Raw genomic sequence first — 21,994 nt, forward strand, 5'->3', positions numbered from 1 at the left:
ATTCGTACTAAGAAGGAGAGAGTTTACATGATAGAGAGTAAAGTTGTAGATTCTGTACCAACTCTTAATGAGAATAGTTGTCAAATATGGTGGGCAAGAATTTCAGATTTACAATCATGGCATTACAATTTACTAAACGATGTTGAACGAGAGAAAGCAAATTCATATCATCAATCGGCAGATCGTGCACGATTTATAATAGGTTGTGTAATTAGTAGATTAGTTCTTGGAAAGATCCTTTCTATGTCGCCAGTTCAAGTACCGATTGATCGAATGTGCCCTGTATGTAAGTTACAACATGGTAGACCACAATTACCAGAAGGAATGCCGCAAATATCTGTTTCACATTCGGGTGAGTGGGTTGTGGTTGCATTTACAAAGTCTGCACTTGTTGGCGTTGATGTTGAACAAATGAATCCAAATGTAGATGTTATGAAAATGGCAGAGGGCGTATTAACAGACATTGAAATAGCACAAGTTATGAAATTACCTAATGAACAGAAAATAGAAGGTTTTTTAACATATTGGACTCGAAAAGAAGCAGTACTAAAAGCGACAGGTGAAGGACTAATGATTCCGCCAGTACATATTACTGTGTCGGCTCCAAATGATCCTCCAAATTTGTTAGTTTTTAAGGATAGGCAAGAATTAGTAGAAAATACAATGATGGCAGATATAAGGCCTAGTGTAGATTATATGGCTTCAATTGCAATATTTAGTAAAGAAGTAACTGAAATCACACAGTTAGATGCAGTAGCGCTTTTAAATTATAAATAAGTTAAATAAAAAATCTTATAGAAGAGGTGTTCCTCATGTTAGTAGCGGAAAATAGAACAAATGAATTCACTTATAATGTACAAGCAATAAAAAATATTTTATTTTCTGGAGATACATCATCTATTCATGCATTAGAAAAGCTTTTGAATGATACAGTTCAGTTTGATGTTCTCGAACAAGAGGTACTTGATAGACAGTACATCCCAAAAGAAGCAAAGAATTTCTTTGATAAAAACGGAACATTTCTTTATCGTGTATCCAATGTTAGTTATAAAGGAAAAGTGTTATCTGAGAATCTAATTTTTGCGGACACTTCGTTTTTACCAAATACAATTAAGAGTGAATTAGAGAGTGGAAATATTCCAGTTGAAAAACTTATAGAAAAGATGGAAGTAAGAAGAAACGTACTATACGAAGGATATCAGCCATCTGGGAATATTATTGAATTGTTTGATGGATGCTCTGTTACGGCGAATGTGTATCCAACTAGAAAATATCAAATTGTAAGTAACTGCAAATGTATATTTTATATTTGTGAAGTGTATCATGCTGAGAATATAAAGGAATTACTTAAATAAAACAAGAAACCAGCCTATAAAATGGCTGGTTTCTTGTTTATTTAACAGCTTCTTTTAACTCTTTACCTGCTTTAAATGCTGGAACTTTACCGGCAGCGATTTGAATTTCTTCGCCAGTTTGCGGGTTACGTCCTGTACGAGCAGATCTTTCGCGCACTTCAAAAGTTCCAAAGCCGATTAATTGAACTTTATCGCCTGATTGTAATGCAGTAGCAATTGTGTCAAATACGGATTGTACCGCTGCAGAAGCTTCCTTTTGAGAAATATCAGCGGATTGTGCCACGTTTTTAACTAATTCTGTTTTGTTCATGTTTTCACCTCATAAAAAGTTTTTTAGAATGAATGTTTTAGTATAATGGATAGTATAGAGAAAGCTATTTATATGGTTAGAAAGAATACTATATAGTTATGTTAATTTCGTTGTAAGAGACTGAATCCCTGCTAATAATTAGGGATTAATTAAGAATTGATGTATAGAAAACGCTGTAATATGAGGATGAGGGGGAGAATATGAATGATTTTTCGTGAAAAGAATGAGAAAGAAAGTATATTAATTCGTCAACATGATCATGGTTTTTTAGCTGGAGAGATTGCAAAGCATATAAAAGAAGATTTTTTTGAAGATGAAACATACTTAAAAGAGACAATTGATGCAATATATGAGCATGATAGAGGATGGATAGAACTTGATAAAGTACCAATTTTGAATGATGCTAAAAATATTCCATATACATTTATGGATTGTCCAAGTTCATTGCGTTTTGTTTTTTATACGATTGGTTTGAATGAAATTGAAGATTCAAATCCATACGGAGCATTACTTTGTAGTAAACATTTTTTATCATTTCCATTAAATGATGAAGATGAAGAGATGCTTTCATTTTATACAGGGGAATTGGAACGACAAAAAAGAATATTGAAAACGTTAACAAAAGAACAATTTGCGATGTTCGATAAACATTATAGATTATTAAAGTTTTGCGATGAACTTTCTTTATATGTGTGTATGAATAAACCTGGCGTAGAAAAGACAGATGAAATTGATTTGTTTAAAGATGGTTTTGAAGGAACAGAAATGTTTAATAGTAAAGTGGAGAAACCTATTCAAGCTGAATGGGTGGACGAGGAAACAATTCGGATTACACCGTTTCCATTTCAAACGGAATTTCATACGTATGTAAATTATAAAACAATAAATAAACGTGAAATTGAAGAAAAAGGAATTGCAAAAGCTGATAGAGAATCGGAAATGGAGAAACAAAACATTCGTTTCGTACAATAAGGAGGCGATTTAGATTGAAAGAGTACATGTTAAAACAGGTGGATTACCATGCTTGGGCTAATATACGGTTATTCAATCGACTAAAAGAATTACCAAGCTATGAGACTATTTTTAATGAACAGATACAGAGTGTATTTCCATCAATTAAGGATACTTTTACGCATATTTATATTACAGATCAAGTGTGGTTACACGTATTGCATGGTAAAAGTATGAATGAAGCAATACAAGACCGAGAAAATTTACGCAAACAAATCGAAACTAAATCGTTACATGAATTAGAAAAAATGTTTGAAAACATGGCAAATCAATATAAAGACTTCTTAATTACAATACAAGACGTGAATGCTGTATTTGTTATTGAGAATCCATATGCAGGGAAATTAGAAACTTCAATTTTAGAGTTAGTACAACATGTTGTAAATCATGGGACATATCATAGAGGAAATATAACAGCGATGATCCGTCAACTTGGTCATTCATCGACAATGACGGATTTTGTGCTATATTTACATATGGTTAAAAAGCAGGGGGAGTAATATAGTTTGTAAGAAGGAGAGGCTTTAATTGTAGAAGTCTCTCCTTCTATTTTATTTCGTATTAATGATAGATCGACTGATTAAAGTTTTGCTTTATTTCTTAAGAAGCTTTATTTTCTTGTAATTGCTTAGCGTATTGTACAGCCTTATATGCATTGACTCTACCGTTTTTCCAGTACGTACCTGTACCACTAATTTTATCAGTAGTAGACTCAATAATTTGGCGGATTTGTGTATTGCTATATCCTTGATTTGCTAAAAGAGCAGCGACTCCTGCAACATGAGGTGTTGCCATAGATGTACCACTTAATGATTGATACGTGCTTCCTTTATATGTGGAATATATATTTGAACCTGGTGCTGCAACATCTACCCAGCTACCATAAGTAGAAAATGAAGATTTCTTATCTGATTGATCTGTAGAAGCAACTGCAATCACTTCGCTGTAATAAGCAGGGTAATTAGCTTTTGTATTTCCAGCATTTCCAGCAGCTGCAACTATAACAGAACCTTTATTCCATGCATATTGAACGGCTTGTTGTAATGCAGTACCACCATTTGGAGCTCCTAAACTTAAACTAATTACTTTTGCACCCGAATCAGCAGCTTCTCGAATACCTTGCGCTACAGCATCAAGAGTCCCACTTCCTTGATTATCTAATACGCGGACAGCATAAATTGAAGTTTGTGGGGCAACACCAGCAATTCCGACACTGTTATTCGTAAGTGCTCCAGTAATTCCAGCGCAATGTGTACCATGACCATTACCATCATCAGATGTATTGTCGTTATCAACATAATCATGCCCGTAAATTACTTTCAAAGCCAAATCAGGGTGTGAGCCTTGAACTCCTGTATCAATAATAGCTACTTTTACACCAGGATCACTTCGTTGGCTATCCCAAGCTTGTGGAGCTTGAATCTTTTGCAATCCATATTGATTTTTAAAATATGGGTCGTTTGGAGTCCAAAAGGCGTGAACGTAATAATTCGGTTCTGCATATTCTACATCTGGATTATTTTTATAACTCTTTATTTTTTCTTTTACAGTACCTTTCGAAAATTGAACGACTTCAAAACCTAACTTATCATCTTTAGATAAGACATTGGCTCCGACAGATTTATGAAAAGATTGCACATTACTTAAAGATGCATTTTGCTTGAACTTAACGATTAATTGGTTAGGAACGTAATCAGTAGATGATGTTTCAGCGCTTGAAGTATTCGTGTTAAAGAAGAAACCACCAATAATAAAAGATAAAACAGATAGGAAAACAATGATTTTGTTTTTCAAAAGATTTTTCCTCCCTTTTCTTGTATGAGTTTTTCAGCGACACTTTAATGTCGCATTCTTTTTCAACTATATAGTTAGACCATACGATTTATGACATTTATGTGAAAAACTTTTGGAGGAATAAAAAGGAGTAAACATTGATATAAATATATTTTTAATGAAAGTAATTAAGTAAAAGAGGGGATAAAAAAAGGAATGCTCATCATGTATGAGTCATTCCTTTTTTCATAGATTAACTTGCCTGTTTTTTATGACTTTCTTTCAATTTTTCTGCTTGTAAAAAGCGATTTGTTTCAGCAACAACAATACCACTTAACCCAATAAGGCCAATTAAGTTTGGAATCGCCATAAGTCCATTTGCAATATCAGCAAACGTCCATACGATGCCTAATTTTAAATTCGCACCAATTGCAATCATGACGATAAAGATTGCTTTATAATATTTAACAGCACCTTCTCCAAACAAATAAGCCACGCACTTCTCGCCGTAATACGACCATCCTAAAATAGTAGAGTAGGCAAATAATATAATTGCGATACCAAGAATCATACTACCAGCAGTGCCAAATACAGATTGGAACGCAAGTGTCGTCGCTTCAACGCCAGTTTTACCTGATTTCCATGCACCTGTAGTAATTAATACTAGCCCTGTAATTGTACATACGATAAACGTATCTAGAAAAGTACCAGTCATAGAAACTAAAGCTTGCTTTGCAGGCGAATCTGTTTTTGCAGCCGCTGCTGCAATAGGGGCGCTCCCTAAACCAGCTTCGTTCGCAAATACACCGCGCGCCATTCCAATTTGAATTGCAGATGCAATTGTTGCGCCAATAAAACCACCAGCAGCTGCAGTACCATTGAATGCGCCAGAAAAAATAAGTGAAAATGCTTCTGGAATTTGATCGTAGTGATAGAAAATAATAATAAGTCCAGCAATGATATAAAAGAAAGCTTTAATAGGAACGATGTATCCTGTCACTTTCCCGATTTTTTTCACACCGCCTAAAATAACAATGGCGATTAAAAACGACATGAATATACCAGTTAAAGCAGGGGGGAAAGAGAAATTAATTCGCATTGCCTCTGCAACTGAGTTAGATTGCACCATATTACCGATACCGAAAGAAGCAGTTGTACCGAATATAGCGAATAAAACAGCAAGCCATTTCTTACCTAAACCACGTTCTAAATAGTACATTGGACCACCTGAATATTCACCATTTTCATTACTAACACGGTATTTCACCGCAAGAATGGCTTCGGCATACTTTGTTGCCATACCGAACAAAGCAGTAATCCACATCCAAAAGATTGCACCGGGTCCACCAATTGTCACAGCAGTTGCAACACCGGCTATATTCCCCATACCAATCGTTGCCGCCATAGCTGTCATAAGTGCTTGGAAGTGGCTAATATCTCCAGAGGAGGATGTATCTTCTGATTTTTTAAAAGCTAGTTTGTGAGCGTATAATAGTTTACTAAACTGTAAACCTTTTAAACGCACTGTGAGAATGATACCAGTACCAACGAGTAACAACAACGTTGGTAATCCCCACACATAGTGATTGATTTGTTCTAATACTGTACTTACTGTCTCCATCTGTATTCTCCTTTTTATGAAAAAATAAAAACCACTTCAAGAAAATGAAATGGTCTCTGGAGAAACAAGGGATAGAAAAATAAACCGATACAAATCGGCATTTTCTTTCGCTTGTCTCTGTCCTTTTACCTGAGAGATTATCCGCTATAGTAGCGGATTTGCTCCTTCGGTGCTCGTTTTCCTCCGCGCTATATAAAGCGAGAGGGAGTCTCTCCAGAGATTCGTCCCCATGCAGTTCTACTTGTAACCAAGACCTGAGAGTTTCAAAGTTGATTCAGCAACTTTTTGCCCCGTCGGTAGATCAATAGACCTTCTCCTGAATGGTTCATCCGAATTATAAAATTTATAAAAACATTGATTGTAAATCAATAAAAACATTATAGACAGACAAAATGTGAATTGCAATCTTTTTTTATTTTAAAATAGTAACCAGTTTTATTTTTTTGCGAGTCCTAATTTAACTTCAACTTCATTTAACGTAGATAAAGCGAGGACAATATGTTGGTCCGCAAGTCCTAAAGCATGTTTAGTATTTTCAATTGTTTCATTGGATGGAGTAGAGTTATTTGCTCCGTCTATAATTAAATCTGCTGCATTTTTCATAAATTTAGAAGCAGTCTTAAATTCAGTTTTGAAATAAATTAGTTGTTCTTGTATTTGTACTTCCGATATATTTTCTTTAATTTTCACAGTGTCTATTTCGTTTATAATTTTTTCATATTGCTTGGAAATAGCAGTCATTGTGACTAATAGTTTATTTCTGTCTACTGAATCTCCGTTCGTGTTAATCTCTTCCCAGGCAGGCAACCAATCTTTTTCGATGATGTCATTATAATTTGTAGTTAATTCATCAATTTTTGGTTGTAATTTAGTTTTAAAAGTTTTTGTATCAATTGTTTCTACGGTGGTTTTTTCGTTATTATTTTTATCTTTAGTTGTGTAGAAAATCGTACAGGTAATAATAAAAATAGAAATAACTATTGTCCATTTATTAAAAAATAATTTCTTCAATGGGTAATCCCTCCAAAAATAAACATATTATAATTATAATATATAACAATAATATTATTAATGGTAGAGAATATAGTATGTAATTGATTTTAATTATATTTTTTATATACATAAATAACTAAGATTAGTAAAATGATGAAAGTAATATGTGAGAAAAGAGGGTTTTTAGTGAAAACGAATAGAAAAAAGCTAGTTTCAAATATTTCAATGGCTATGATATTAGTTGGCTTATTTGCACTCATATATCTGGACAAAGAATCTAAAATGGAAGATTTTCCAGTACCAATGTCAGCAATCCATATTAACGATGATAATGAAGCGGATTATAAATATATAAGTGTAATACCTATTACAAAGGCAAGTGGATGGGAGCACTTAGGGGAAAATGGGCATACTAATAGTTTTAAAAAAGGGGAGCGGAAGGTAACTGTATTACATTATCCAGGAGAAATTACATATTATTTATTTGAACAAAAGGTGAATAAGAAAGGGAGATAAGATAAAGTTGTAATTCGTTAAGGGTTACAGCTTTTCTTTTAATTCTGAATTATTTGAAATGAAATCAGATAAATGGTTTGATAGATGTAGTGATAAATATGATTAGTTCTATATGTCTATAAAGAGTATTAGAGGATTATAAAATTATTATGTGAACTAAATGTTGTGAGAAGAAAATAAATTATATTCTAAAGGGGGAATTAAAAATGTTACTAAAAACAATCTATTGTAAAGTGGAAGAAGAGAAAAAAGAGTTATTTTCAATCGCACAAGAAAAATGGCGTGATATACAGCATCTAGATGGTTTTCACGGACAATTTGGTGGATGGAATGAAGATGAGGCGTGTGTTTATACTTTATGGAATGATAGGGGTGCGTATCAATCATTTATGAATGGTGCTCACGATACCATTTATTTAAATAGTAATCAAGAGGATACGTTTCTTTCATGTGAAATTGAACTGTTTCAAACATTGTATGATATAACTGATATGCCTTTGAAAGAGGTTGTTACAGAAGGGTCATTTGTCAGAGTTGCTATATGTGATGTAAAACAACAGAGAGAAAAGCAGTTTTTACATAAGCAAGAGGAAATTTGGAATAAAGGAATGGAAAAAGCAAACGGGATGATAGGTGGAGTAGTTGGGAAGTCTTTAAAAACTGAAAATCGTTACATAGTGTTAACTTATTGGAAAGATGAAATGGCGCATCAAAATTATGTAGAAGAGATTTTCCCAGAGCTGTATAAACTAGCTAATATTCATGAGGATTTAAAAGACATAAGAGGTAAACAAGCTGTATGTAAGGAAGAGTGGCTTGTATATTAAGTGTTCAAAACGTGCATAAATGAATGTATAATAAAGATATTTTCTTATAAACGAGTAATTAATAGAAGACGTTATATACCCTTTCATGTTAATATATTTAAGTTATAATAGAAGGCTTACCCTTTTGTATTGTACGGTAGAATCAGTGTGAGCTAGAATTTTTTTGAAAAGGATGTGCCTAATTTGCGTATCAATAAATTTATTAGTGAAGCTGGAAAAGCGTCTCGACGTGGAGCAGATAAACTAATTAATGAGAGAAGAGTAATTATTAACGGTAAGGTTGCAAAAATTGGTGACCAAGTAAATCCAGGTGATGATGTACGCGTAAATGGAGAGCAACTTCGTATTGCTCGAGATCACGTATATATCGCTTTAAATAAACCAGTAGGTATTACATGTACGAGTGAAAAAGCTGTAAAAGGTAATATTATCGATTTAGTGAATCATCCATTACGAATTAGTCACATTGGACGTCTTGATAAAGATTCAGACGGTTTAATTTTATTAACGAATGATGGTGATATTGTTAATGAAATTTTACGTGCTGAAAACAAACATGAAAAAGAATATATCGTTTCAGTAGATAAGCCAATTACACCTGATTTTCTAGAGAAAATGGCAGCTGGTGTGAAAATTTTAGGAACGAAAACCCTTCCTTGTGAGGTAACACAGTTATCAAAATATGAATTCCAAATTATTTTAACTCAAGGGTTGAATCGTCAAATTCGTCGTATGTGTGAAGCTTTAGGTTATCAAGTATACACGTTAAAGCGTACAAGAATTATGAATATAGAATTAAATAATTTACCTGTTGGACAGTGGAGAGATTTATCGAAGAAAGAGAAACGACGTCTATTTTCAGACTTAAATTACGAACCACAAGATTGGTAAAATTGAGAAGAGGAAACCAAAAATCTATTTTTGGTTTCTTTTTTTATTTAATAAAAAATCATTTTTAAACACTTGCAAAAATAAAATGAATAAGATATAGTAAATAACAATTAATGGATGTACTTTTAAAAGCAAAGAAAAGGACACGAGTTATTTTATCCGGTTATACAGAGAAGGAAGGAAAGCTGAGAACTTCCTAACGCAGAAAAATAACTTACCACCTTAGAGCTGCACTAGGGAAACTAAGTATCTAGTGCCGTGTAAGCGACGTTATCGCAAAAGAAGCCATTATGTTTTTTTGTGATGGGAATCTGGGTGGAACCACGGATATAAGCATATTCGTCCCTATTTTAGGGATGAATATGCTTTTTTGTATTCAATTTCATAATAAGCGAAGAAAAGGACACGAGTTATTTTATCCGGTTATACAGAGAAGGAAGGAAAGCTGAGAACTTCCTAACGCAGAAAAATAACTTACCACCTTAGAGCTGCACTGGGGAAATTAAGTATCTAGTGCCGTGTAAACGACGTTACCGTAAAAGAAGCCATTGTATATTTACAATGGGAATCTGGGTGGAACCACGGGTAAAAGCACGCTCGTCCCTATTTTAGGGATGAGTGTGCTTTTTATTATGAAATGGAGAGATGAAAAATGAAAGAACAGATGATTGAAATGAAATTTCCGGATGGAAGCGTTAAAGAATTTGTAAAAGGAATTACTTTAGAAGAAATTGCGGGATCCATTAGCAGTAGTTTAAAAAAGAAAGCAGTTGCAGGGAAAGTAAATGATCAGTTATATGATTTACGCCGAAATATTGAAGAAAATGCGGAAGTAGAAATCGTTACTATAGATTCAAATGAAGGGGTAGAAATTGCAAGACACTCTGCGGCACATATTTTAGCGCAAGCTGTAAAGAGAATACATGGTAATGTAAACCTTGGTGTAGGACCTGTTATTGAAAATGGATTTTATTATGATATGGATCTTCCGAGTAGTGTAAACGTAGAAGATTTACCGGAAATCGAAAAAGAAATGAAAAAAATTATAAATGAAAATATAAAAATAGAGCGAGTTGAGGTTTCACGAGAAGAGGCAAAAAAACTGTTTCAAGAAATGAATGATCACCTGAAATTAGAATTGTTAGAAGCAATTCCTAGTGGGGAAAGTGTAACACTATATAAACAAGGTGAATTTGTAGACTTATGTAGAGGACCACATGTACCGTCAACAGGCTATTTGAAAGCATTCCAATTAACTCACGTTTCTGGTGCATATTGGCGAGGTGATAGTAACAATCAAGTGCTTCAGCGTATATATGGTGTTGCGTTCTCTTCTCAAAAAGAATTAGAAGATTATTTACATTTCGTTGAAGAAGCAGCAAAAAGAAATCATCGTAAATTAGGTAGTGAGCTGGAGTTATTTATGTTTTCTGAAGAGGCTCCGGGAATGCCATTTTATTTACCGAAAGGACAAATTATTCGTAATGAATTAGAAGCATTTTTAAGAAAAATTCAAAAAGAGTATAAGTATCAAGAAGTACGTACTCCGTTTATGATGAACCAAGAATTATGGGAGAAATCAGGACACTGGGGACATTACAAAGACAACATGTATTTCTCTGAAGTAGACAATAAAAGTTTCGCATTAAAACCAATGAACTGCCCAGGACATATGTTAATGTTCAAAAATAAATTACACTCTTATCGCGAATTGCCAATTCGTATGTGTGAGTTCGGTCAAGTACACCGACACGAATTTAGCGGGGCATTAAATGGATTATTAAGAGTACGTACTTTCTGCCAAGATGATGCTCATTTATTTGTAACTCCAGAACAAATTGAAGATGAAATTAAATCTGTAATGGCGCAAATTGATTACGTTTATAAAACTTTTGGATTCGAATATGAAGTAGAGCTTTCTACTCGTCCAGAAGATTCAATGGGTGATGATAAGTTGTGGGAGCAAGCAGAAGAGGCATTAGAAAATGTATTACATTCATTGAATTATAAATATAGACTAAATGAAGGTGACGGTGCATTTTATGGACCGAAAATCGACTTCCATATTAAAGACGCCTTAAATAGAAGTCATCAGTGCGGGACAATCCAACTAGATTTCCAAATGCCAGAGAAGTTTGATTTAAATTATATAGATGAGAAGAATGAAAAGAGAAGACCAGTTGTCATTCACAGAGCAGTTTTAGGATCTTTAGACCGTTTCTTAGCGATATTAATTGAGCACTTTGGAGGCGCGTTCCCGGCATGGGTGGCACCGGTTCAAGTGAAGGTCATTCCAGTTTCGAATGCAGTCCATGTACAATACGCAGATGAGATTGCGGATAAATTAGCACAAGCTGGCATTCGTGTTGAAAGAGATGTACGAGATGAAAAGTTAGGATATAAAATAAGAGAAGCACAAATGCAAAAAGTTCCTTATGTTCTTGTTATTGGGGATAAGGAAATGGAGAACGGATCTGTAAATGTACGTAAATACGGTGAAGACCAGTCAGAAGTTATTGAACTAAATGGGTTTGTGGAGAGTATAAAAGAGGAAATAAAAAATAAGAAATAGAGATTGAAAATAAAATACACCATTAACATGTATTACTGAATTTAAAGTAAGTAAAGAACCATAATAAATGATGAAGGGATAGCGATTAAGCTATCCCTTCATCATTTATTGCCATATACTTCACTTCATACTGTTAAATCATTTTCTGATTTTATATTAATGGCTTCTTGTAAGAGCTTTTGGAGAACTGCAGCAAAAATAGCAACCAAGATAGAGGTGAAAATAATGATTAGTCCAATTGGTATAAAACTTGGAGGATCAATTTTTTTTGCCATAAGATAGTAGAGCGGCATACCTAGTAAGTATATGGTACCGATCGTGAGAGCACAGTATTTTATATTTTTTAAAGACTTTACTGATAATTCCGAGAACGCTTTGTTCTTATCAATATAACTTAAAAGTTTAAAAACTTGATACAGAGCAAAGTAAAAAGGTATCGTTGCTACGTAAATATCGATTAAAACGAGAGATTTCATATAAGCGATAGCTGGATACAATTCTCCAGCAAAATTCCCGATTTTAGGCACTAAAAATATGCACAATGCAAGTACTACTATACCTATAAAAACAATAGCTAGTTTTAAAAAGAGTGTTGTAACTTGTTTCATAAAAAGCACCTCGTTTATTTAATAACAACATGATTTTATCATATAATTTATCGTTTTAAAATAAAATTATATTGTTTTTTAATTTATTATTATTGTTATTTATGTATCCTATTCGTTTTGATGAAAATAAAAAGCTTTTTCATTACAAAGAAAATGCCCTTATAAAGTGGTCTGTCATATTTTTACCTTACAAAAATGTAAGGTAAATGTAAGCGAAATCGAAGGAACGAGTTTTAGAAAAGTGAGAATATGAAATAGGAAAAAGGTTTACGTTACTCGTGTAATCCTTACTGATTGAAAAATTAAAAAATTCTTAAGGTTTTACATGAGAAAAAGATAAGAAATATGTGAGAAAGTAATTTTATACAAAAGGGATGGAGTGAAAGAGATGTCAACAAATGTAGTTACTGTAGAAAGTGTAGAAAAAACGTATGGGAAAAGAAATGAGAATCAGTCAAAAGCATTAAGGGGTGTGTCATTAAGTATAAAAGAAGGAGAATTCGTCGGGATTATGGGTCCTTCTGGATCTGGAAAAACGACTTTACTTAATGTGATTAGTACATTGGATCAAGCGACAGGTGGCAGTGTGACAATAGCCGGTACTAATATTACTTCGATGAAGGGGAATGCTCTATCAGATTTTCGATCTCAAAAATTAGGTTTCATTTTTCAAGATTTTAACTTACTTGAAAACTTATCAATTTATGAAAATATCGCTTTACCACTTTCTCTGCAAGGCGTACCTTCAAGTGAGATTACTGGAAAGGTGAATGAGGTTGCGAAGAAGTTAGGGATTACTGAAATTTTAACGAAATATCCAACTGCTGTTTCTGGTGGACAAAAGCAAAGAACAGCGGCAGCACGAGCTTTAGTACATAATCCAGCAATCATATTAGCAGATGAACCGACAGGAGCGCTTGATAGTAAAAATGCCAAAAGCTTGTTAGAAGCGATGCAAGACTTACATGAAAATCACAATGTAAGTATTTTAATGGTTACACACGATGCATTTAGTGCAAGTTATTGTGAACGTATTTTATTTATTCAAGACGGACTTCTATATAAAGAGCTAAAGCGTCAAGGAACGCGAGAAAGTTTCTATCAAGACATTTTAGGTGTGCTCGCTCATATGGGCTCAGCTGCTGAGTCTAAGTAGGGGGGCGAAACTATGTTATTCAAATTATCACGTCATAGTATGAAAAAGATGTTAAAAGATTATATGGTGTTACTAATTGGTCTCGTTATTAGTATTAGTATTTTCTACATGTTCCAAACAATGGCGATGAATAGTGAATTTACGAAGGATAATAGTCTTATTAGTAGTATTAGACTCGTATTTTGGGTAGGTGCCATACTATTATCTTTCATTACTGTATTTTATATTATATATGCCAATTCGTTCTTACTCACATTAAGAAGAAAAGAACTCGGTATGTATATGATGCTCGGTGCGAAAAAGAAAAAAGTAGCACAGTTACTATTTATTGAAACATTCGGTATGGGTATTGTCAGTATTATTATTGGTATTTTAGTAGGGATGTTACTTGCAAGTGTAGCAGGAAACCTTTTAATGAATGGTATGGAAATTTCAGCAAAAGGTAGTTATTCATCTGTATATACACCAGCAATCTTAGTTACAGCTATTTTCTTCTTAATACTATTTTTTATTACTGGTTTAATGAATAGCATCCGGTTATTACGTAAAACAGAATTGGAGTTAATTCGTGAAGATGAAACACTAGATGAAGTAAAGAAAAGTAAAACTCGCATTATTATAATGACGGTACTTGGTATATTGCTAGTAAGTATAGGATACTACTTTATGATCAATGTAAAAATATATGCTGAAATCGGTTTTATAATAGCGACAATCGTTACAACACTTGGAACATATTTTATCTTTAGTTCATTGCTCCCATTTTTTGTGATGAAAATTAAAGGGAATAAAAAACGAAATGAAGTGGGCTTAAATAGTTTTACATATGCACAGCTACGCTTTCGTGTAAATAGTTTATCGAGAGTATTAGGTACTGTAGCGATGTTAATTGCATTAGGTGCAGGGGCAATGACGGCAGGTATGGCGTTTCAAAAAAATGTCGGCATTATGACAGACTTTTCTCGTGTATATGATGTTGTAATTCATGATCCAAATGATCAAGATAAAGCAGCCTTAAAAGAAATGGAAATTGTGGAAGAAAGCAAGTATAAGTATAAAGTAGATGGAGAAGCAGTTTATTATTTACGTAACGACTTAACGGCGAAACCACCACTCGTTTCCGATCACTTTGATACAAAAACTTTAAAAGAGCCAGCTCGAAAACGTGTGGCTGAACCTTTAACTGAACCTGTTTATTCTGCTTTGGAAGCTCCCGAAGCAGCCAATAAACTTCCTCGTATGCCAAGGGATTGGGAAGATGCGGTTGTAAGAGAAATACAAATTACACATAATCAATTTAACGGAAAACCGGTAAGAATTGCTGATGAAGAACACTACAAAGCAGTTCAAGGAACGGAACATAGTGTAACATTAGCAAAAGTAGATGATATGAAAAAATATAAACCGTTGTTGCTCGATATAGATAAGAGACAAAAAGAACAAATTGAAAAAACAACAGGTACAAAAGTAGACTTATTTACAAAAATGACAATTTATCAGTTTATGAACAGTTTCATGAGTGGAACAATGTTTATGGGATTTTTCCTTGGAATTGCCTTTTTAGCAATGATGGCAAGTTCGCTAATGTTCAAAATATTAACAGGTGCTTCTCGTGACGTACGCCGTTATGAAATGTTACGAAAAATCGGTGTGAGACGTAGTATGTTAACGAAAAGTATTTATAAAGAAATTTCATATTTATTTATCTTCCCAGCAATTATTGGAATTTCCCACGTGTTAGTAGGGCTTAACTTATTTAGCTTTATATTAGTTGACCCGTTTGTGAAGGTATGGGTGCCGATAGGGATTTTCTTAGTCATTTATTTCATCTATTACTGGATTACTGTCCAGCTTTATAAAGGTATGGTAATGCCGAAAGAAGAGGTTGCGAAATAGTTAAAGGAAAAAAGTCTTTGTTTTGAAAACAAGGGCTTTTTTCTTTATTTTTAATACATTGTGATCGAGTCATTCTAAGAATTTTATATTGAAAATTAAGGGAATATTAAGAGTTTATATAGCGGAAAGTTAAGAAGTGTATGGGATATTAAGAATGTGCAAAAGATCAAGGTGAAATTGTTGTATATTTATATTTTTTTGAGGTAGTTTTACTGAACTAAATTGATGTTTTTATAAATTTAAAAGAAAGGAAACTACTTATGAAGAAGATAAAAAAATTAATAAAACTTATTGGAGTCATCATTTTACTATTATTAATCGTAGCACTAATATTTCCTACATGGACCTCGCAAATAAAAGGGAAAAACAGTATAAGTACATTAGAGCAAGTAGAGATAAATGGAAGTGATCATGAAATTATGATACGCGGAAAAGATAAGAACAATCCGGTTATTATTTTTGTACATGGTGGACCAGGTACTTCAGAAATACCATATGCGCAAAAATACCAAAACTTATTGGAAGAGAAATTTACAGTTGTTAATTACGATCAAAGAGCGAGTGGGAAGTCGTATCATTTCTTTGAAGACTATTCGAATCTTACATCAGATCTTCTTGTAGAAGATTTATTAGCTATGACAGATTATGTTTCAAAACATCTTGGTAAAGAAAAAGTAATATTGGTTGGTCATTCTTACGGTACATATATCGGAATGCAAGCTGCCAATAAAGCCCCTGAAAAATATGAAGCATATGTTGGCATAGGGCAAATGAGTGATACAGTAGAAAGTGAAATGGATAGTTTAAACTATGTGATTGAACAGGCACAAAGTGCTGGGAATACAGATGAGGTTGCCTATTTAAATGAGTTGACTGAAAAAATTAAAAATGGCGATACATACACTCCGAGGAATTATGTTGCAAAATATGGTGGAACATCAAGACTCATTGAAAATCCAGATGGTGATAATATTGGGATGCTACTCAGTAATGAATATAACTTTTTAGATGTAATTCGTTATAACGTTGGATTATCACATTCTCAAACTGTCTTATTAGAAAAGGATTTAAAGAACCCATTGCCTACTAAGGTGACTGAAATGAAGCTACCGCTTTATTTCCTTATGGGAAAATACGACTATAATACTTCATTTCATGCAGCGAAAAAATATTTTGATATGATTGAAGTGAATCAAAAAGAATTCATTACTTTTGAAAAGTCAGCTCATTATCCGCAATTTGAAGAGAAGGAAAAATTTTATGAGTGGATGTGCGATACATTCATAAAATAAATAAAGTATATCCGAACTTTAGAGAATTAAAATAGTTAGCGAGACGTATAAAGATTTTAGCTACATATCATTACGTGAAGCGAAGTTAAATAAAAAGACTCTTGTATAAAAAACATGAGTCTTTTTTTTATTGTGCTCTATACAGAAGGAAAAGATTGGATAATGGTCGAAAAATATAATGTAACTTCCGAGAAATGACTGAAAAAATAAAATTTTGTCGAGAGAAAGGGTTAGAAGTATGAAAGAAATGCTACAGTTATTTCGTAACAAAGTGTATGCACGTTTTTTTCTAGCAAATATTTTAGAGCGACTCGGTTCTATGATTGCTGGAGTTTCTTTAATGTTTTATTTGTTAGACCAATACGGAAAACAACCAGTTTACGCAACGATGACACAAATTATGATGGCATTACCTGCATTAATCTTTTTTCTATTAGTAGGGACAGTAGTGGATCGTTTTGATAGAAAACGTATTTGTACGGTAAGTAACATATGTTGTTCGCTCTGTAATATCGGAATTCTAATTTCGCTTTATTACGGAATGATTATACTCGTCTTTATATTTTTATTTTTGGAAAATGCATGTATACAATTTTTCTCTCCATCAGAACAGTCGATGATACAGGGAGTAGTTCAATCCGACCAATACGGTGCAGCAGCAGGTGTGAATCAAATGGTGAATAGTTTTTATGCTTTGTTTGGTGTAGGAATTGCAACGATGGTGTACTGGACTTTTGGAATATACGGGAGTATTTTAGTAAATACGCTCACTTTTATTATGAGTGGTATTTTGATTCAAACGATCTCCATTCCAGAAAAAGTGCGTTTGCCAAACGGTAGAACAAAATGGAAAGAAGTTAATTTGAAAATGTTAATAACAGAGTTTCAAAAAGGGATCAAGTATATATATCAAAATGACACTTTAAAAAAATTACTTTTAGGATTTATCGTGTTTGGACTATTAAATGGTATTTTAAGCGTATCCACAACTTACATATTAAAATATAAATTAGCACCAGCAACGTATGAAAGTTTAGCGATGGTGGGTGGTGTAGTTGGAGGGATTTCATTACTAATTGGAAGTGTAGTAGCAACAAGTGTAGGGAAGAAATATGCACCCAAGCCTATTATTGTCTTTGGTATGGCTGGCTCAGGGGTCTTTTTCGGTATGTGTTACTTTGTAAACCACGTATGGTCTTTTTATGTATGTATCGCTTTTGCGACTTTCTTTTTACCGTTTATTAATGTTGCAATTATGGGCTGGATGTATGAAATTGTAGAAGAATCATTCATGGGACGTGTTCAAAGTTTGCTTAGTCCATTAACGACAGGATTCCAGCTGTTATCTCTCGGTGCGATAGCGATGTTGTTCCCGAAATGGATTAGTGCAGATACGTTGTATATTATTTTATTTGGTTTATTATTTTTTGTTACGTGTTTATATCAAACCATTTTACCGAGTGGGAAGAAACGGGTGCAAAGTATAGCTGAAGAGATGTAATATATGTGGTTTTTGATTTCTGAATATTCTATCGGGTGGTAAGGGGAAATCGTTATGTTGATGCGAATTGCTAAATGGTGTGGGGTTACTTGTTTACAACTAGTAGCTGCAATTTTATGTATAATCTGTCTAGGCGCGCTACCGCGTTTATTTAAGGGATTGCAAATTGATTTAATCGGTTTTTGGAACACGATTGTCTTTCTTGGAGGGAAGATACTTCAACCGGGTGAAATTACATATGGATTTCGAGACTCAAGAAAATTATTTCCGCAAATATGGATTCATTATTTTGAAACGATGATTGTATTTCTATCAGCGTTTTTACTATCTTTGCTTATAGCGTATATACTTGTCGTTTGGGTATTGCAGCGTTCTTATATGAAACAGAAAATGTGGAACGGGGTTTTTCTTACGCTTGAGAGTATACCGGATATTTTACTTATTTTATTATCGCAACTTCTTGTCGTAATTATGTTTCAAAAAACAGGATTTATGCCGGTCAAACTGGCTGGATTAGGGGAAGAAAGGATACGTTTGTTACCAATTATATGTCTTACAATACCAACAACATTATTGTTTATTAAACTGTTGTTATTTCGGTTTAAAGAAGAATTAGAGAAAGATTATAGTTTGTTTGCCAAGAGTAAAGGGCTAAGCTTCCGGCATATTTTGACACATCATATTTCAAGAAATGTTTTATTAACGACAATTTATTACGCGAAAACAAATATTTTATTTATGCTTTCCAATTTATATATTATTGAATGGATATTTAATACATATGGTATGTTTGTTTTTGTGAAAGAAAATCCAAAATTAGAAATATTTACAGTGAGTCTAGTAATATTATACGTACCGCTTTTTATACTATTTCGTATATTACATACGCTTTTACAAAATGTTATAAAGGAGCGTGTGTAACATGTGGCAAGTTGTAAAAAGAGATGTGAGATTTTGGATAGGTATTACTTTTTTGAGTGTACTAATGATTGTTAGTATTGGATATACGGTGTTTTTTGATGGGAATATTCGTGAACTTACGATGATGTATAACGAAAAAGGGGAACTAGAGGCAGCACCATTTTCGCCATCAAGTAAATTTTGGTTTGGAAGTGATGTGAAAGGTCGTGACCTTGTTCAATTAATAATAGAAGGTGCAAAATGGACAGTTGGAGCGAGTATAATTATAGCGATTTTACGAGTTATAGTTGGAGGGGGAGTTGGTTTACTTCTTGGTATGTATGGTAAACGTTCTTTTCCAGTTATTTCATCCTTTTTTGATCCTTTTAGTATTGTACCGATGGTTATGATTTCTTATTTTATGTTAAATGAAGTTTTAACGTTTGATAGTGGAGCAGAAGTTGTGCCGTTGTATTTGCGTGTGGCATTTCAAATTATAGTTCTTGTATGTCTTGCTGTACCAACGGTTATGTTGTATGTAGCGCAAGAAGTAAAGCGTATTAAGAAAGAAGAATTTATGTTGGCAGCTACTGTGCTCGGCGGAAGTAAGTGGCATAGGTTGAAGCGCCATATATGGCCGCATATGTTACCGCCATTTCTTTTATTAGTAGCGCAACAATTTGTAAGTACTTTATTACTACTTTTACACCTTGGTTTGTTGCAATTATTTTTTGGTGGAACAATAACCTTCAGTGGAATGGATCCAGATAGTGTAACAAAAGAATGGACTGGCCTAATTGGTCAAAACTTCCGCCATTTAACTACACATACATGGATTGTACTTATACCAATTGCTTTTTATAGTATGACAATTTTAGCGGGAAATCTAGTTAGTAATAGTATGCAAGATGCGATTAAACTAGGAAATGTAAGAACACCAAGGAGCAAGGATAAAGAGGTAAAGGAAGAGAAGCGAGTACAAACTAATGTGAATGATTTTTCCTTTTATAGAGAGATACAAAAATAAAAAAGATAGCTGAAGACAAATTGTTTTCAGCTATCTTTTTTGTTTATAGTGGTGGTAAATCAATCTTACCTTCTTCAAATAATTCTTTTATCATATGCTTCGTATAACCAGCGGCTTGACCAAAGGTGATTTTTGCTGGCATTGGTGCTTCGTTTGCATCTACAACTATATCAATAATACACGGTCTATTTTGTTTTACCGCATTTTCGAAAGCAGGAAGTAGTTCATCTAAATTCTCAACTCGGTATCCAATACCTCCGCAAGCCTCTGCGTATTTTGCAAAATCAGGGTTTGTTAAGTCTGTGCCAAATTCGATATTCCCCATAACTTCTTGTTCGAATTTAATCATGGCGATCTTATTATTATTTAAAACAACGACCACGATCGGCAGTTTATATTTAACAGCTGTTACGAAGTCGTTCATTGTCATTCCAAAACCACCGTCACCACAAACTGCAAATACTTGTTTATTCGGGTAAGCAATTTTTCCAGCAAGTGCACCAGGTAAACCGCAGCCAAGTGTTGCGAGCCAACTAGAAATGATAAATTGTTGATTTGTCATACGGAAGTGTCTTGCTGTCCATACTGTTACATTTCCGACATCGACTGATAATATTGCATCATCTTGAGCTACTTGTTGCAGTGCATGCATAACACGTTGTGGCTTAATTGGAGTAGATGTATCGTCTTCTTGATTGTGTAATTTTTCCTCCCAATTTTTCATCATTTCTTGATGATGCTCTAAGAAGGAATGGTCCTCGTGTTTTTCTACATTTTCAATTAACCATTTTAATGTTTTATCAGCATCACCGGCTAAGCCGATATCTGTTACGTAACGTTTACCGATTTGGGCCGGATCAGTATCGATATGAATTGTTTTTGCTTTTTCGGGTAAGAAACCGGTGAATGGATAAGAAGTACCAATCATAATTAAAGTATCTGCATGTTTCATTGCATCATAAGAAGGTTTCGTTCCAATTAATCCTAATCCGCCGATGCAAAGTGGATGTTCATCAGGGATAATCCCTTTAGCTGGTAATGTAAGTACGATTGGAGCACCGATGTGTTCTGCGAAAGTAAGTAAAGATTCTCTCGCATGTTTCGCACCTTTTCCAGCTAAAATTACAGGCTTTTTCGCTTCACTTATTGCGAGTTTTGCAGCATGTAAATCTTCTTCTTGCGGAAATAACTCAGGTAATGTAAAAGAAGTATTTGTAACACGAGCACCACTTTTTACTTCGAATTTCGGAACATCATCTGGAATCGTAAGAACTGATACACCTTTTTTCGTATAAGCCATTCGAATCGCTTGATTCACGACAGCAGGCAACTGTTCTGCTGACATAATGCGCTGGTTATATACCGCAACATCATCGAATAATCTTTCTAAGTTTACTTCTTGGAAAAAATCCGTCCCGAGTAAATCTGTTTCTACTTGACCTGAAATTGCTAGAACAGGGCTTTATCGAGTTTAGCATCATATAAACCATTTAATAAATGGATAGCGCCCGGCCCTGCGATTGCCATACAAACGCCGAGTTTTCCTGTTAACTTAGCATAGGCAGCTGCTGCAAGTGCACCAGCTTCTTCATGGCGGACTTGAATGAATTTGATTTTATCTTGTTTTTTTCTTAAAGCTTCAATTATAGAATTGATAGAATCTCCAGGCATTCCGTAAATGTGTTCTACTCCCCAGTCAATTAATAGGTCAACTAATGCTTCACCGGCTGTTTTCCCAAACATAA

Annotated in this window: 19 protein-coding genes, 1 pseudogene, 1 riboswitch and 2 other annotated features; of the genes and pseudogenes, 14 read left to right on the forward strand and 6 right to left on the reverse strand. The window is 33.9% G+C overall.

The genetic code is table 11. The annotated features are described in order from the left end of the window. Window positions 1–27 precede the first annotated feature (27 nt). Together sfp and DN393_RS02985 are read left to right on the forward strand one after the other, a co-directional pair. Window positions 28–777, forward strand: a complete 750-nt coding sequence (gene sfp / locus DN393_RS02980) for a 4'-phosphopantetheinyl transferase Sfp (protein ID WP_098654731.1) — start codon at window positions 28–30, stop codon at window positions 775–777. Between the two features lie 35 nt (window positions 778–812). Further along, the gene (locus tag DN393_RS02985; protein WP_000959141.1) at window positions 813–1,355 is read left to right on the forward strand and encodes a hypothetical protein; all 543 of its coding nucleotides are present in this window, start codon (window positions 813–815) and stop codon (window positions 1,353–1,355) included. A 37-nt stretch (window positions 1,356–1,392) separates the two neighbouring features. Here the strand turns inward: DN393_RS02985 and DN393_RS02990 are convergent, their stop codons facing one another. Further along, window positions 1,393–1,665, reverse strand: coding sequence for an HU family DNA-binding protein (locus DN393_RS02990; RefSeq protein ID WP_001043960.1), 273 nt, complete (start codon window positions 1,663–1,665; stop codon window positions 1,393–1,395). Between the two features lie 204 nt (window positions 1,666–1,869). Between DN393_RS02990 and DN393_RS02995 the strand changes: the two genes are divergently transcribed. Together DN393_RS02995 and DN393_RS03000 are read left to right on the forward strand one after the other, a co-directional pair. Next, a complete protein-coding gene (locus tag DN393_RS02995; RefSeq protein ID WP_000577278.1) occupies window positions 1,870–2,637 on the forward strand; it encodes a DUF3891 family protein in 768 nt (255 codons plus the stop codon). A 14-nt stretch (window positions 2,638–2,651) separates the two neighbouring features. Then, window positions 2,652–3,176: a DinB family protein gene (locus tag DN393_RS03000; RefSeq protein WP_000666442.1), complete on the forward strand. Its 525-nt coding sequence runs from the start codon at window positions 2,652–2,654 to the stop codon at window positions 3,174–3,176. A gap of 100 nt (window positions 3,177–3,276) precedes the next feature. Here DN393_RS03000 and DN393_RS03005 read toward each other — a convergent pair whose 3' ends face one another. From DN393_RS03005 to DN393_RS03015, 3 genes are all read right to left on the reverse strand, one after another. Beyond that, window positions 3,277–4,470 (reverse strand): S8 family peptidase, encoded by a 1,194-nt coding sequence (locus tag DN393_RS03005; RefSeq protein WP_000790928.1) that lies wholly within the window; start codon window positions 4,468–4,470, stop codon window positions 3,277–3,279. 232 nt (window positions 4,471–4,702) lie between these two features. Continuing rightward, window positions 4,703–6,070, reverse strand: coding sequence for an alanine/glycine:cation symporter family protein (locus DN393_RS03010; protein WP_000451054.1), 1,368 nt, complete (start codon window positions 6,068–6,070; stop codon window positions 4,703–4,705). Between the two features lie 107 nt (window positions 6,071–6,177). Next, a riboswitch (glycine riboswitch) is annotated at window positions 6,178–6,297 on the reverse strand. A 208-nt stretch (window positions 6,298–6,505) separates the two neighbouring features. After that, window positions 6,506–7,081, reverse strand: a complete 576-nt coding sequence (locus DN393_RS03015) for a hypothetical protein (RefSeq protein ID WP_064477280.1) — start codon at window positions 7,079–7,081, stop codon at window positions 6,506–6,508. A 132-nt stretch (window positions 7,082–7,213) separates the two neighbouring features. Between DN393_RS03015 and DN393_RS03020 the strand changes: the two genes are divergently transcribed. From DN393_RS03020 to thrS, 4 genes are all read left to right on the forward strand, one after another. Beyond that, the gene (locus tag DN393_RS03020; protein WP_098102826.1) at window positions 7,214–7,579 is read left to right on the forward strand and encodes a hypothetical protein; all 366 of its coding nucleotides are present in this window, start codon (window positions 7,214–7,216) and stop codon (window positions 7,577–7,579) included. Between the two features lie 206 nt (window positions 7,580–7,785). After that, entirely contained in the window at window positions 7,786–8,406 is a 621-nt protein-coding gene (locus DN393_RS03025; protein WP_064477278.1) for a YdbC family protein, read from the forward strand. Window positions 8,407–8,589: 183 nt separating this feature from the next. Next, window positions 8,590–9,297 (forward strand): 23S rRNA pseudouridine(2604) synthase RluF, encoded by a 708-nt coding sequence (gene rluF / locus DN393_RS03030; protein WP_001222161.1) that lies wholly within the window; start codon window positions 8,590–8,592, stop codon window positions 9,295–9,297. A 125-nt stretch (window positions 9,298–9,422) separates the two neighbouring features. After that, window positions 9,423–9,647: a binding site (T-box leader), on the forward strand. A gap of 35 nt (window positions 9,648–9,682) precedes the next feature. Beyond that, window positions 9,683–9,905, forward strand: a binding site (T-box leader). Window positions 9,906–9,949: 44 nt separating this feature from the next. Beyond that, a complete protein-coding gene (gene thrS / locus DN393_RS03035) occupies window positions 9,950–11,869 on the forward strand; it encodes a threonine--tRNA ligase (RefSeq protein ID WP_098102825.1) in 1,920 nt (639 codons plus the stop codon). A 125-nt stretch (window positions 11,870–11,994) separates the two neighbouring features. Here thrS and DN393_RS03040 read toward each other — a convergent pair whose 3' ends face one another. Beyond that, on the reverse strand, window positions 11,995–12,477 hold the full coding sequence (locus DN393_RS03040) for a DUF2975 domain-containing protein (RefSeq protein WP_064474092.1): 483 nt from the start codon (window positions 12,475–12,477) through the stop codon (window positions 11,995–11,997). Window positions 12,478–12,865: 388 nt separating this feature from the next. Here DN393_RS03040 and DN393_RS03045 point away from each other — a divergent pair, with 388 nt between their 5' ends. From DN393_RS03045 to DN393_RS03070, 6 genes are all read left to right on the forward strand, one after another. Further along, complete coding sequence (locus DN393_RS03045; protein WP_064474093.1) at window positions 12,866–13,633, forward strand: ABC transporter ATP-binding protein; 768 nt, start codon at window positions 12,866–12,868, stop codon at window positions 13,631–13,633. Between the two features lie 12 nt (window positions 13,634–13,645). Then, a complete protein-coding gene (locus tag DN393_RS03050) occupies window positions 13,646–15,529 on the forward strand; it encodes an FtsX-like permease family protein (protein WP_064474094.1) in 1,884 nt (627 codons plus the stop codon). 260 nt (window positions 15,530–15,789) lie between these two features. Further along, on the forward strand, window positions 15,790–16,821 hold the full coding sequence (locus DN393_RS03055) for an alpha/beta fold hydrolase (RefSeq protein ID WP_088046884.1): 1,032 nt from the start codon (window positions 15,790–15,792) through the stop codon (window positions 16,819–16,821). A 214-nt stretch (window positions 16,822–17,035) separates the two neighbouring features. Next, the gene (locus DN393_RS03060; RefSeq protein ID WP_149173308.1) at window positions 17,036–18,322 is read left to right on the forward strand and encodes an MFS transporter; all 1,287 of its coding nucleotides are present in this window, start codon (window positions 17,036–17,038) and stop codon (window positions 18,320–18,322) included. Window positions 18,323–18,376: 54 nt separating this feature from the next. Further along, window positions 18,377–19,243 (forward strand): ABC transporter permease subunit, encoded by an 867-nt coding sequence (locus tag DN393_RS03065; RefSeq protein ID WP_098112040.1) that lies wholly within the window; start codon window positions 18,377–18,379, stop codon window positions 19,241–19,243. Window position 19,244: 1 nt separating this feature from the next. Next, entirely contained in the window at window positions 19,245–20,249 is a 1,005-nt protein-coding gene (locus DN393_RS03070; RefSeq protein WP_149173309.1) for an ABC transporter permease subunit, read from the forward strand. 43 nt (window positions 20,250–20,292) lie between these two features. Here DN393_RS03070 and DN393_RS03075 read toward each other — a convergent pair. Continuing rightward, window positions 20,293–21,992 (reverse strand): annotated as a pseudogene (locus tag DN393_RS03075) (pyruvate oxidase). Window positions 21,993–21,994: the final 2 nt, after the last annotated feature.

This window comes from Bacillus sp. BPN334 (genome assembly GCF_008368885.1).
GTDB lineage: Bacteria > Bacillota > Bacilli > Bacillales > Bacillaceae_G > Bacillus_A > Bacillus_A wiedmannii.

What these genes read in the sequence shown, in the direction of transcription:
- DN393_RS03045 (WP_064474093.1), top strand. Translation starts at nt 12,866, where the DNA reads ATGTCAACAAATGTAGTTACTGTAGAAAGTGTAGAAAAAACGTATGGG.
- DN393_RS03050 (WP_064474094.1), top strand. Translation starts at nt 13,646, where the DNA reads ATGTTATTCAAATTATCACGTCATAGTATGAAAAAGATGTTAAAAGAT.
- DN393_RS03025 (WP_064477278.1), top strand. Translation starts at nt 7,786, where the DNA reads ATGTTACTAAAAACAATCTATTGTAAAGTGGAAGAAGAGAAAAAAGAG.
- DN393_RS03065 (WP_098112040.1), top strand. Translation starts at nt 18,377, where the DNA reads ATGTTGATGCGAATTGCTAAATGGTGTGGGGTTACTTGTTTACAACTA.
- DN393_RS03010 (WP_000451054.1), bottom strand. Translation starts at nt 6,070, where the DNA reads ATGGAGACAGTAAGTACAGTATTAGAACAAATCAATCACTATGTGTGG.
- DN393_RS03020 (WP_098102826.1), top strand. Translation starts at nt 7,214, where the DNA reads ATGATGAAAGTAATATGTGAGAAAAGAGGGTTTTTAGTGAAAACGAAT.
- DN393_RS02995 (WP_000577278.1), top strand. Translation starts at nt 1,870, where the DNA reads ATGATTTTTCGTGAAAAGAATGAGAAAGAAAGTATATTAATTCGTCAA.
- thrS (WP_098102825.1), top strand. Translation starts at nt 9,950, where the DNA reads ATGAAAGAACAGATGATTGAAATGAAATTTCCGGATGGAAGCGTTAAA.
- DN393_RS02985 (WP_000959141.1), top strand. Translation starts at nt 813, where the DNA reads ATGTTAGTAGCGGAAAATAGAACAAATGAATTCACTTATAATGTACAA.
- DN393_RS03070 (WP_149173309.1), top strand. Translation starts at nt 19,245, where the DNA reads ATGTGGCAAGTTGTAAAAAGAGATGTGAGATTTTGGATAGGTATTACT.
- DN393_RS03055 (WP_088046884.1), top strand. Translation starts at nt 15,790, where the DNA reads ATGAAGAAGATAAAAAAATTAATAAAACTTATTGGAGTCATCATTTTA.
- sfp (WP_098654731.1), top strand. Translation starts at nt 28, where the DNA reads ATGATAGAGAGTAAAGTTGTAGATTCTGTACCAACTCTTAATGAGAAT.
- DN393_RS02990 (WP_001043960.1), bottom strand. Translation starts at nt 1,665, where the DNA reads ATGAACAAAACAGAATTAGTTAAAAACGTGGCACAATCCGCTGATATT.
- DN393_RS03040 (WP_064474092.1), bottom strand. Translation starts at nt 12,477, where the DNA reads ATGAAACAAGTTACAACACTCTTTTTAAAACTAGCTATTGTTTTTATA.